The organism is Alteromonas sp. CI.11.F.A3, from assembly GCF_032925565.1.
Lineage (GTDB): Bacteria > Pseudomonadota > Gammaproteobacteria > Enterobacterales > Alteromonadaceae > Alteromonas.
Window position 1 is genome coordinate 3388107 of record NZ_CP136708.1, and the last position, 13092, is coordinate 3401198.

The 13092-nt window shown below is 44.9% G+C and carries 8 protein-coding genes; 3 read left to right on the plus strand and 5 right to left on the minus strand.

All coding sequences use genetic code 11. From position 1 onward, the window contains the following. The first annotated feature begins 79 nt into the window (after positions 1–79). The 3 genes from R1T43_RS14670 to nhaD all read left to right on the plus strand — a co-directional run bounded on the left by R1T43_RS14670 (position 80) and on the right by nhaD (position 5785). Positions 80–1126 (plus strand): efflux RND transporter periplasmic adaptor subunit, encoded by a 1047-nt coding sequence (locus R1T43_RS14670; protein ID WP_410549023.1) that lies wholly within the window; start codon positions 80–82, stop codon positions 1124–1126. After that, positions 1119–4238, plus strand: a complete 3120-nt coding sequence (locus R1T43_RS14675; RefSeq protein ID WP_317350153.1) for an efflux RND transporter permease subunit — start codon at positions 1119–1121, stop codon at positions 4236–4238. Before R1T43_RS14670 ends, R1T43_RS14675 begins: the two co-directional genes overlap by 8 nt. A gap of 302 nt (positions 4239–4540) precedes the next feature. Next, positions 4541–5785: a sodium:proton antiporter NhaD gene (gene nhaD, locus R1T43_RS14680; RefSeq protein WP_317350154.1), complete on the plus strand. Its 1245-nt coding sequence runs from the start codon at positions 4541–4543 to the stop codon at positions 5783–5785. Between the two features lie 171 nt (positions 5786–5956). On the opposite strand, the gene R1T43_RS14685 is transcribed toward nhaD, so the two are convergent. The 5 genes from R1T43_RS14685 to R1T43_RS14705 all read right to left on the minus strand — a co-directional run bounded on the left by R1T43_RS14685 (position 5957) and on the right by R1T43_RS14705 (position 12983). Then, a complete protein-coding gene (locus R1T43_RS14685; RefSeq protein ID WP_211069651.1) occupies positions 5957–6376 on the minus strand; it encodes a TerB family tellurite resistance protein in 420 nt (139 codons plus the stop codon). 275 nt (positions 6377–6651) lie between these two features. Continuing rightward, complete coding sequence (locus tag R1T43_RS14690; RefSeq protein ID WP_211069652.1) at positions 6652–7872, minus strand: phosphoenolpyruvate carboxylase; 1221 nt, start codon at positions 7870–7872, stop codon at positions 6652–6654. After that, a complete protein-coding gene (locus tag R1T43_RS14695) occupies positions 7869–8504 on the minus strand; it encodes a condensin complex protein MksE (protein WP_013784910.1) in 636 nt (211 codons plus the stop codon). The genes R1T43_RS14690 and R1T43_RS14695 overlap by 4 nt, the downstream gene beginning before the upstream one ends. Further along, complete coding sequence (locus tag R1T43_RS14700) at positions 8501–12250, minus strand: ATP-binding protein (RefSeq protein ID WP_317350157.1); 3750 nt, start codon at positions 12248–12250, stop codon at positions 8501–8503. The genes R1T43_RS14695 and R1T43_RS14700 overlap by 4 nt, the downstream gene beginning before the upstream one ends. A gap of 322 nt (positions 12251–12572) precedes the next feature. After that, positions 12573–12983, minus strand: coding sequence for a hypothetical protein (locus R1T43_RS14705; protein ID WP_211069654.1), 411 nt, complete (start codon positions 12981–12983; stop codon positions 12573–12575). Between the last annotated feature and the right edge of the window lie 109 nt (positions 12984–13092).

Below are 13092 nucleotides of genomic sequence, written 5' to 3' on the forward strand. Positions count from 1 at the left end.
AAAGAACGCGAAAACAGTCACTAATTATCGTTATTAGAAAAATATAAAACTAAAAGATTTCGGAAAAAAAATGACAAATATGATCTCCCGATACGCGAGGGTATCGGCGTGCTGTGTAGTATTGGCACTTACAAGTGTACCGGCTTACAGCCAATTTATGGGTGACAAACAGGCTAAGTTAGTTGTGACTGAGCCTGTCTCTTTCATGTATGAAACCCGAAAAGTGGAAGCTGTGGGCAGTGCCGAGGCACTTCGCTCCATTGCACTTTACCCCGCCGTTGCCGATGAAGTCATCGAAGTCAATTTTGTTCCTGGCCAACTTGTTGAAGCTGGAAAAGTTTTAGTAAAGCTAGATAATCGTCGCCAGAAGAATGCCGTTAAGCGTGCTGAGCTAACATTAAAGGATGCACAGCGTACGCTTGATAGACTTATCACTAGCCATGCCCAAGGCGCAGTGCCTATCAGTGAACTTGACCTTGCACGCACCCAGCGTGACCTAGCCGAAGTGGCTTTGGAAGAGGCTATTGTCGACTTAGATGACCGTTTTATAAAAGCACCTTTTGACGGCGTTGTCGGCATTACTGACATCGAAGTAGGCGACAGAATAAACGAGCAAACGTTAATTACTACGCTTGACCATAGAAGTAAGCTTTACATTAACTTCAAAGCCCCAGAAGCGGCATTACCTGTGCTGATGAATGCGCCGGATGTGACGTTAGAGCCATGGAGCGATCGCGAAGTGGCCATTAAAGCCGAAATTGCTCAAATTGATTCGCGCATTAACGAAGCAGATCGTACCTTGCGAGCCCGCGCACTGTTAGACAACTCAGCAGACAAATTTCGCCCTGGCATGAGCTTTCGAGTGAATTTAAGCATTAAAGGCGACCGCTATGCCGCCATTCCAGAAGCCGCATTATTATGGGGTGCCACTGGCGCATACATTTGGCTTGCAGAGTCTGGAAAAGCGAAACGCGTTGATGTGAATGTTCATCAACGCTTGCGCGGCGCAATTTTAGTGTCTGGCGCCATTAGCGAAGGCGACACGTTAATTGCTGAAGGTGTGCAACGCCTTCGAAATGGACAAGCGATTACAACGGAATTGGTTGGGGGCCCCGCCAATGAGTAACGCGCCGGTAACCAATGACCTTCCCTCCTTATCAATTCGACGACCGGTACTCATTGTTGTTCTTAACTTACTTATTGCAATTGCCGGTTTATCGGCACTAAGTGCACTAGAAGTTCGAGAACTTCCCGATGTAGATACGCCAAGAATTACTGTTACTGCCACTTACCCTGGTGCATCACCGGAAACCGTAGATGCAGAGGTTACCAGTCGCTTAGAAGGTGCGGTAGCTCGTGTTAGTGGCGTAAAAAACATTTCCGCACAAAGCGAAGAAAATTCAGCACGTATAAGGGTAGAGTTTCGCGCTGGCGTTGACTTAGAAGATGCCGCTAACGAAACCCGAGAGTCGGTGAGCCGCGTTCAGCGACAGCTACCGGATAACGTAGAAGAACTAGCGATTATTCGCGCAGACAGTGATGCGCAAGCGGTGGTAAGCCTTGCCATTTCAAGCGACACCCTAGACATGGAAACCTTAACTGAGCGTGTTGATACAGATGTGGCTCCGCTTTTTTTGAGCATTCCAGGGGTAGCCGATGTCAGCATGAGTGGCGACAGAGAACGTGTACTTAGGGTGTCCGTTGACCCACTTCGTTTAACCAGCTTTGGGTTATCGATGGCCGAAATTGCCAGCGCATTATCGCTAGCCCCTTTCGATGTGCCCGCAGGGAGCATTCAATCTTCCGACCAAGCCTTAATTGTTCGCGCAGATGCTACATCAGTCAGCGCTGAAGATGTAGGTAATATTGTCGTTTCAGGTGATATACGAATCAGCGACGTCGCCAGTGTGTATTTTGGTCCTGCCGACTCCAGCAGTATGGTTCGCCTTGATGGTCGCCCTGTTATTGGTTTAGGCGTTATCCGCCAAGCCAGTTCAAACACCATTGAAATTTCAGATGAAGTGCTTTCTATGGTGAAAGACTTAGACAAACGCTTTACGGATATGAAGATTGTAGTGACATCTGACGATGCTGAATTTATTCGAGATTCGGTAAAAGAAGTGGTGGTGTCGCTGAGCCTTACCGTGGCGTTAGTTGTTCTCACCTTACTCGTGTTTATTGGCTCTTGGCGCGCCACTATTGTGCCTGCCCTGAGTATTCCGGTCTCACTAGCAGGCGCACTAGGTATTATTTGGGCCATGGGCTTTTCGGTGAACATTCTAACCTTACTGGCATTAGTACTTGCCACAGGCATGATTGTTGATGACGCCATTGTAGTATCTGAAAATATTCAGCGCAGAAGAGCCATGGGACTTGGTCCTCGGGCAGCTGCGGTTATTGGTACTCGTGAAGTATTCTTCGCGGTTATTGCTACCACGGCAGTATTAGCCTCGGTGTTTATACCCATCGCATTCCTGCCATCTACCGCAGGACGCTTATTCAGAGAATTCGGCGGCGTGTTAGCTGGGGCAGTCATTATTTCGTCGTTTGTTGCTTTATCGTTAGTACCTGCGCTTACCGCGAGGCTGTCAAAAAAGCAATCTACCAAATCGGGCTTTTTCGATGCCACCTTTGGCCGCTTCGGTCACGCCTGTTTACGCCTGTATCAAAAGTCACTGGTGTTCGCGCTAAAATACGCATGGGCGGTAGGCATACTAAGCTTATTGGCTGGCGGTGGTGCGTACTTGCTGGCAAAGAATATTGATAATGAGTTAATGCCAAGTGAAGATAGAGGCACAATTCGTATATTTGCCCGCGGACCTGATGGTGCAGGCTTGAACTTCATGGACCGTCAGGCCGAGAAGATGGAAGAAATGCTATTCCCTTATGTGGAAAACGGCACCATCGACTCAATTTATACGGTGGTGGGCCAATGGGATCCTAATATTGTATTTATTACGGTTCCGCTTAAGCATTGGGATGATCGCGACAAGTCATTACAAGATATCGTGGGTGAAATTCGCCCTGGCTTGCAAGCCATTCCAGGTGCGCCGGGCAATGCCTTTGGCGGAAACAGCCTTAACTTACGTGGCCAAGGTGGTGGTCTAGAACTGGCACTCACTGGCGATACTTATGAAAATATTCATAAAGCTGCGCTAGCTTTTGCTATCGAGATAGAAAATGCCTTACCTGAAGTAGGTAGACCGCAAATTAGCTACGACCCTACGCAACCTCAAATGCGAGTTAATATTGACAGACGTCGTGCAGAGGAATTAGGTGTGCCACTGCCTGATATTGCCAGTGCCCTTCGTGCTGCGGTAAACGGTGATGATATTGCTGATTTAAACGTGGGTGACCAAGCCATTCCTATTATGTTGCAAACCAATAATAGAAATTCTATTAACCCATCTGACCTTACTAATCTGTATGTGAAAAGCAGTACCGGCAACCTAGTGCCATTATCCAGTGTCGCATTTATTACTGAAGAAGGTGTAGCCGCTGAACTTGAACGCCAAGCACAGCGCCGTGCAATTAATATCGAGATGGATTTGCCGGAAGACTTAGCGTTAAGTGATGTAGTAGACCGCATTCGTGAACTTGGCAACGAAACGCTACCCGATGGCATGGGATTAGTATTCCTAGGGGAAGCACAAACCTATGAAGAAACGTCTAAGCAAGTCGCCCTCACCTACGTACTCGCGTTTATCATTGTACTGCTAGTATTAGCAGCGCAGTTTGAAAGTGTGAATTCAGCCGTTGTGGTTATGTTAACGGTACCTTTCGGTATTGCTGCGGCTATTTATGCCCTGTACCTAACCAGTACAAGCATTAACATTTACTCGCAAATTGGCTTGGTAATGTTAATAGGGCTATTGGCGAAAAATGCCATCTTACTTATTGAGTTTGCCGATCAATTACGCGACAAAGGCTATAGCGTTTACGATGCTATTATAGAAGCGGGTCGCGTGCGTCTTCGCCCAATCATGATGACATTGGTGTCCACTATCCTTGGCGGCTTGCCACTGATACTTTCAACAGGCGCAGGCGCTGAAGCGAGAAATGCGATTGGCTGGGTTGTGTTTGGTGGACTAGGTATTGCGGTGGTCTTTACCTTATATCTAACGCCAGTGCTATATCTTGCATTAGCACGATTTACTAAACCTCGCGCCGATGAAAGTCAGCGGTTGGAAGGAGAGATGCGAGACGCGGAACTGCGCGAAGAAGCCAGTATAAGCTAAGGCCTACCTAGAAGGCGTAAATACCCGCTTACTTCTTTCTGCCTGCAGTATTTTTCTTTAAAGCCTCGTTTTAAACGAGGCTTTTTTTATGCTTCAGTAGTAGATATAAGCTGCGCTATTTAGTTGGCATCATCATTATAACTATCGTCAACCCTGTACTTCCACCACTGATAGTAAAAAGTTATCAGCCTGATAGTTAAAGCGTCGCATAAAATAGTTCATTCATGCCCATCTCGCTGTTTATTTCATTTCCTAGCTCTTACAATCCGCGCGAATAAAAATTGCTGTTAGGAACTGACACCATGTTAGACGTGGCACTTATTGTCATCGCCATTCTTGCACTACTGTGCGTTATCTTTGAAGACCTCATTCATGTAGACAAAGCCAAGACCACCCTTTTGCTAGGCACTATTTCTTGGTTACTACTATTTATATTTTCCTCTTCTATTTCTCAGACTGAGCACATTAACAACGCGTTAATGAGTAACCTTACCGAGATTTCCACATTGTGGTTGTTTTTGGTGGCAGCGATGACCTTCGTGGCGTATTTAAATCGAAAAGGGTTAATTGAAAATGTAATGAATATTGTGATGCCAGAGAAAATTAGCTTGAAAGCATTACTGTTCTTTACTGCTATTTTCAGTTTTTGCTTCTCCTCATTAGCCGATAACATTACGGCAACTCTGGTATCAATTGCGTTAGTGCTATCTTTGGGCTTGCCATTAAAACAGACTATCCGCTTTTCCGTTTTGGTGGTATTCGCCGTCAACTCAGGTGGGGTTTCATTGATTACCGGCGATGTCACAACGCTGATGATTTTCCTGCAACACAAAGTGTCTATTACCGAACTTCTCATGCTGATTGGCCCATCGTTTGTCACCGTGATATTGCTAGCTGCATTACTGAGTATTGGTATTACTGGGGAAGTAAGAATTAAGAAACAGCGAAATGATATCGCAACGGTGGATTATATTATTGCCGCCATATTTCTTGCTACCATACTATTTACACTGGCCGCCAACGTCATATTTTCCATTCCGCCGGTACTGAGCTTTTTAACCGGTATGGCGGTTATGTTTATGGTGGCAACGCTCTACGGGAAACATAACGATAACGACCCCATACTCGACTACATTCGGTACATTGAATTCGATACCCTGCTGTTTTTCTTAGGTGTGCTTCTGCTTGTAGGCATGTTGGAACATATTCACGCCCTTAACGGCTTTATGTATTTATACGATTCACTGCCTGTGAGTCTGGCCAATTATCTAATGGGGATAATGTCTTCCATGATAGATAACGTACCGTTAACCGCAGCGTTATTAAAAGCTGAAATTACAATGACGACTCCCGAGTGGTTATCGTTTACTTACGCGGTAGGGGTAGGCGGTTCTTTATTAGTAATAGGATCTGCAGCAGGTATTGTAGCCATGAGTAAAGTGGAAGGGTTAACGTTTGCTACCTTCCTACGTTACTCTGGCCTATTACTACTTGCTTATAGTGTTGGCTACGCCATGGTATTACTATTAGCTAATGCGCTGTACTAGCAAAGCCAAGTACTGAAATCATTATTCAGCGACCTCATGCTTTACTAGCTATATTTAGTAACTTGTTTTGCCGTTCATCTAGCGAAGGGCTGGGCGATTGCCGAAGCTCTAGGCAGCTATCTAAGCTCTAGGCAGTGTCTACGCTCTAGGCCATGTTCAAGCTCTAGGCAGTTAGTGCGGCGCTTGGCTATTAACCTGATTAGGCAGCGTACTGCTGCCTGCTATCAATGCCTTTGCCAACAGTTTGTGGGTAAGTACCGATAACAGCTCTGTTTCTGCTTCACTTCGCTCTCCATCAACGCCAGTGATTGCCATGGCAACCTCTAGGGTTTTTTCTGCGTTAAAAGACAGGTCATCTTTCAGCGCCCGCATGAACTCGAGTTCGTCGCCAGTATCAATAGCTTGTCTAGTCTGATAAATCGTATCGTTCAAGAAAGCTTCTCGGCAAATTGGGCTCTGCCAGTCTAGTTCTTCAACCATGGAATTGAGATAATCTTGTTCAGATAACGTTACCATACCGTCTACTTGGTATAACAATACCGACAATTTGATAAGTGCTTGATTAAAGGTTTGTTGCTGTGAAAGTTGCATAGTTTCATCCTCTTCGTGCCATACGCATTGGCACCACTACTTGCCCGCATCCTGCTAGGCAGTTTATTGTTTTTCACGAGAGTATTAATGTTGCTCCTGCTCGTTGACAGCTATATTACGCCACCATGAACAATTAAGTTCAATGTGTGAATTAAATGTAAAATAACTGTTTTTTATTATAGTCTTTTCTTTGCGAGATCCAAGTAAACTTGCGTATAAGAACCCCGAAATAAGTGTAAATACAAATGTAAAAACCAATATAATAAATAGAGCCGCTAGCGCAGCCCTAGGGTGATATCGTTAATGTAGAAGTTGCCTGTAAACGTTTTGTCATTTTCACCATGAGGATCGAGGGCAAAAAATTGCTTTTCTTGATCAGCAAGCGCTTGATACCCACCAATCACTTGATACATCCATACCTCACGATCAAACGCTAACGCTTTTTCTTCATAATAGGTTAACGCTGTTTTCGGTTGGCCCGAATCAATAACCTCACAGAAGAAGTCTTCAATGGCCAACTGTAATTCATCCTTTTCAAGAGATACCGTAGATTGAGCAGTTACATCGATATCTTGTTGTGCTTCAGCATCGTCATGTTTGGTAGCACGTTGATGAATATGCGTAAGCGAGGACACAATCTCTTGGTAATCGTTCTCGTGCTCGACATTATTAACGTCGGGCGCAGCGGCACTCATCACGCTGTTCGATTGATTAAACAGTACTGGCACTTGAGTCAAGTTAGTGTAATTACCCGGCGCAAAGTCAGGGTGTTGCTCCATGTGTAGCAAGTAGCCCTTAAGCAAGCGAGTACGACCTTGGAATTCTCGAAACCGGCCAAGTAAATCTATCAAGCGCGCTTGCACAACCGAGAGTTCTTGCGCGGCTTTTGAAAAGCGTTGCTGCAACGACACCACCAGCAAATGGCGGAGTTCGCGATTTGAACCCGCTATTTCACTTAATTCATCGAAGCGGAAACACTCTAATTGAGAAAGCAAGTCAGTCACCTGCCCTTGCGCTAATTCGTTTTCACGAATTTTGGCATCTACCGACGACACATAACCAAACTCATTAGTAATGCGCCCGAACAACACTCGTACACTGTTCGACAGGGATTCAGACAGTTGATACACATGCTCGGTTAAATCGCTCATATGCGCAGCAGATTCGTTGTATTTATTGTAATGCAGGGCTTCTTTGTAATGCTCTGCTAAGGTTTTTAAACTCGCGAGCGACGCACCGATATTGGCATTAATGGTGCGGTTTCTTTCATCTTGTAAGCTACCTTCTAGTAACGTACGCACTGCACTTTTAAGTCGTAATTCACTTTGCGATTCTGGGCGCCAAAGCACACCAAGCTGTACCAATTGCTCTAATACCTTAGGGCTATGGTTTTGCTCATCAACCGTGCCGTTGATATAAACCTGCATGATAAGGTCGCTGTGCTTACCCAATGCATTTAGTAAGCGAGCGCCTGTTTGAATAAGCGCTTGGCTCATAACAAACTACCCTGGGTAATAGCAGCATCAGCTTGCTCAGATAAACTTAACGCTTCTGTTTCATCAATAAAACGCAGCATTTCATACAAGTGCTCTACTTTACCGGTGGCAAGGTAAATCTGCTTTTCTGGGTTTGGCTTAGTTAAGTACCCCATTTCGGTTAAGCGTTTAAATACCTGCTTTAACTGGCCATCCAAATTCACGCTGGTAGAACCAAACATGCGGTAACGAGAAATTTTCTCTAGTTGCTCGGCATACGCAGGGGTATCTTCAATAGTAGTTTGCAGTTCGTTTAAGCGAATAGCATTGCCCATTGTCACCGGCATATCAGACTCATTGGCTTGTTGTACTAACAACAACCATTCCACAAGTGGTACAAGATTCGACGCAGTATCCTGAAACTGTTGGGTTAGAATTTTTCGCTCAGCCTCACCAATGGTTAAGTAACTGGCAAAAAAAACATCGCCTTCTGCCGTGCTTGAAAGTGTGCGGTTTAGCAATGCTAAATGAGGCTCTAATTGCTGAGCTTTCTCACGGTTTTTCAAAAAGCGCCATGCTTCCTCGTCAGTAACCTGACAAATAAACGTCCCTTGCAATAGTGCGCTTAACACGCGGCCTTGTTCAGTCATCATGATAATGTCTCCTGGCTAGCGTTCCCTTTATCTTGTGCTTTTTTGGCCTGTAGGCGAGCAGCAATACCACTGGTTCTAGGCTGAACCACCTGCAACTGACGGGTGACTTTGTCAATAAGGTAGCGATTCTCAAACAAAGTCAGTACTTCCGATTCAGGATTCGGGAATGCGCCTACAACACTAATGTTATTGTTCTGACAGGCATCGAAAATTTTCTTCACGTTGCTTTGATGCAGTGTACCCAACTCATCAATGGGCCAGTGCACGGTTGCTTCTGCATCGCCTCGCAATAAACGGGTAAAGGCCAGTAAGAACTTACATAAAATAAGATAAGCCATACCATGACTAGACGATTCATTTAACTGGCGATCGGTTCTAATAACCAAATCGCTCTTGCCTTCACGTAAATGAAGTTCGATATCAAGCAATTTACTGATGCCACCAGTAAGTGCAGCGCGGCCTAAAATGTCTAGCACACGACGCATACTTAGCCCGTACTCTTCTTCAGGCAAGGTATTTGCGCCCTCTTCCATCCAGTGCTCGTACAGCTTTCTAAACTGCTCTAGTTCTGGCCAAAATTCTAGCTCGCTAATGCGAGAGCGAATCTTCACCGCAGAATCAGATACACCATCTAGGAACAATTCACCGTCGACCTCTTGGGTAATCCGACGGCTTTGCGACACAATGCGCTTATCTATATCTGCAAGTACAAAGTAGTACTGAGACAAATCGGCACCGAATATTCTGCCTTGCTCACGTAAGCCTTGTAGTTTCTGCGGCACTATTACATTTAGCAACTGTGATAAGTGAGATACCATACGGCGATGATCGAAGCTCTTTACCCCGTGGGCGTTAATAGTGGCGCATTCTTCACGTGCGCGTTCCCAGGTATCAGACAGCCCAGTTCCAGCTTGCGCTGCAATTAGCTGATCGAACCTTTCTACATAAGCACGAATATCGCTATAAAGGGTGTCTCGTTCTTGCAAGTGCCCTTGTACTTCAGAAATACGCTGGTTCACACTGACATCGTCATGCTTAATTTCAGTAAACTCTTTTGCGGCTTGCAGGGTAAGCTTACTGAGTGATTTGCTTAACGTACGAACTTGTTCTAATTGATCTGTTGCAGTTTTAAGCTTAGTTTCAAGTGAAGCTTGTTGTTCTTGCAATTGTTCACGGGTTGTTTTGTACTCGCTTTGCTTTTGCGCCAAACCACGTTCAGATTCCCCTAACGATTTCCGCGCTTTTGCTAGTTCGTCTTGCCATACCACCTTTTGTTTGGTGAAAATGGTAGCGTACCAACGTTCGTAGTCAGCCACTTTATGGCGGTGGGTTTCGGTGCGGTTTATATCTTCTTTCAGCTTATTAATTTGCTTCTTAAGTTGGCCTATTTCATCGATGTCCACACCGCGATTATTCAGCTCATTTTCAAGCCACTTTTGCATATCTTCACGGTCGCGAGCAGCATTCGCTTTTGCCTGCTGCATGTCTTTATCAATTTGCGCAATACGCCCAGTGCTGTCGGCGATAAGTTGTTGCCAATGGAAGCTATGCTCTGTTTCCGACTCTCGCTGCTGATCTTTTATTTCGTCACGGCTAAGTTCATATTGAGCTTTGGCTTGCTTTTGGGCTTGAAGATTAGCTTCAAGTTTTGTTTTCGCCTTTTGCTTGCGCGCTGAAAGCGCCTGCTGGTATTCGCTTAACAAGCTGTCGCGGTCTTGTTGCGCGCGCTTACGGCTAGCTTCAGCACTTTTCACTGCATTGTCTTTTTGCGTCATCGACAATTCAGCGTTGCGCACATCTTCATTGGCTTTAGCTAAACGCGTTTCGCATTCATTTTGCGCAGCTAGTGATGCGGCTTGACGAGTTTCAGCTAACTGAAGCTGTTGCTTTAAGGCTTGTTCAGTTTGCGCGTATTCGGGCGTTTCAAGCTCTGAGAGGGCCAGATTGATACCCATTAGCGAAGTACTTGCTTTCTCGCTATCCGACTTAGCGTCCGATTTAGCGTCTTCGGCAGCTTTAGTCACGCTAGGGCTTAAGTCGTTTCGGTCTAACAATTCAGGGCGAAGTACTTTACCTAGCGATAACTCCCAATCATCAACATTGGCACGTAAGAACTCTAGCAGTGAGCCCTCACCTGGGTACAGCAAGCCATTGATTTTTGAAACTGCACTTTCTTCTTTTTGAAAGGCAACCCGCGCTTTATCAAGGGCGTTTGAAGCATCTTGCCTAAACTGCACCGCTTTACTATGGGCTTGCTGAGTTTGTCGGTACGCCGCTCGAGCCGCATCTTCGTTAACCGACGCTTCTTTTGTGGCAGCATCAAGCAAATCTAATTGCGACTGCTCAAATTCGTTGTAACCCGCGTTAGATAGCGAGGCCTTTAGTTCAGCTTCAGCTACTTTAAGCTCACCAGAGGCGGTTTGAAAATTGGCTTGTAGGGTGCTGAGCTGGCCCGCGTAATCATCGCGAATGCGGGCAATGGCTTCGTGTTCTTGTTGGGTTTGTTCTGCTTTGGTTTCCGCTGCCTCTTGCCTTGCCGCTGACAGTGACTCTAACGAGAGTGACAACTTATCGCCTAACTCAGCCAATCGTTTGTTATAGGCTGATTCTATATCTTGGTGTTTTTCGGTAAGTAGTAGATAGCGGCTGTCGGCTAATTCACGGGCGTTTTGCCATTGCGCTAAATTAGCAACGTCTTCTTTTAACTGGTCGATATTCTGGTCTTGCCATTTATCGAATTCACGTTCGACGGTATCCAGTTCACTAGTGTATTTTTCAACATCGGCACGGGCAGACGAAATAACTTGGTTAAGATGATCCCGCGTATCGTGCCACTGACTATCAGTTTGTTTACGCTGGAAGGTATTCTCGTCTAATTCGTTTTTAGTGGTATCAACACGAGTGGATAAGTGCACTTTATCTAGCTCAAAGCTGTGCTTTAAATTAGCTAATAGTTGCTCAGTGCTACTTAATGCCATATCGGCTTGTTCAAGTTTGCTGAACTCAGGGCGAATATTGTCGAACTGTTTAATTAACTGGCACTCTTTAATCCAGTCATCAACACGATTCCGGCTTAAGCCTGATGTAGGCGGTGTTACGCCATCTTCTTCCAAAATAGCGGCAATCATGGCTTTGATGGTTTCCATCTTGCCTTCTTTTGAATGCACCGCTTTTGCAAGTTTTTCAATATGACGCATATGCTTGCTTGGCTCGCACAGGCTGAATATTTTGGCGTAACCCAATAGTTCTCGACCGTTACCGCTTTGGTTCAAGACACCATGATCGTTTTGTACGATAGCGCGGAAATCTTTGGTGTTCAGTAAACTGGTTACCATCACGTTATTGCGTTTCATTGCCCGAGCAAGTTCTGCACTGCTTACGCTCACATGCTTACCACTTTTTTGCTTAATTAAGTAATCGTCAATATCGAACGGTTTACCCACTAAGCGATAGTTAACGCCCGTGCCATTAGAGCTTAAAACCGCTTGGCATATATCACCGTCGGCGCGAGCATACTCATAAATAATAAAGCTAGATAAACGAGGTAAGTACCAACGCTCAAAACTGTCACGAGTAGCAGGAACTACACGACTAGGATATTCGCCGTAAAAAACTGGAATGAGCCGCTGCAAAGTCGTTTTACCCGATGCATTCGTACCACAGATGTTGGTATGCCCATCAAGCTTTAATTCAACCACACCCGGCAAATGGGTATCGATGAGAACAATACGTTTTAAGCCTGCCATTCAGTATCCTATTATTTTGAGTCTTTGCATGTAGCCTGCATAAGCTACTACCACTTTAATCAACCGTCTTTTTCATTCCATTTCCAACAAACTATTGCTGTCCTTAGACACGCTTGTTAAATGGATAATTAGCCGGTCAGTGTATTATGAATTGAATGATTTGCACAGACGGGAAAAGGGTTTGTGGCGTGCCAGGGTAAATGAATGCTGTTTTTTTATTCAAAGGTTGCACAATATTCATATCCGCTTTGTATCATAGGGCAAAGGCGGGCAAGAAGTGAGCATACCTATAGGGAGATAAATGCGTTATTGCATAAAGTACTTACTCGAATACTCTCGCGGTTTGTGCGTTAAATCCATGTTTCGCCAACCAGTCAAACCCTTCTGATGCAGTTTCAAAGTGGCGTGTTGACCCTTTTTGTTTTTCTAAATCAATCATACGGTCAAGTTGATAAGTTTTTAATGCGTTGTCTTTATAGACTCTCGCGGTATGGGTCATGTTATTTGCTTCAGCCCATACAAGCATTTCGTTGATTACAGGCTCAGCATCAGGTGTTGATAACGCCCACTCATCAAAATAAACTAAATGTGCCCATGGAGCGTGGCTTATCATTCGACCAGTATTTTTAAATGCTTGACTAAAATTTTCAGTAATAATTGCGTCCCACGCACCTTTTACATGGATGATGACAATATTATTGTCTCGTCTAATAACATAATGTTTGTTCTTCATTTTAACTAAGCACTCGCTCGTTTATCAGAAGCTTACGTTAAGTATAGATGACTGTTATTTATATGCTTTATCTTTCACATAACTTTTATATTACTTTCTTCTGGCGCCT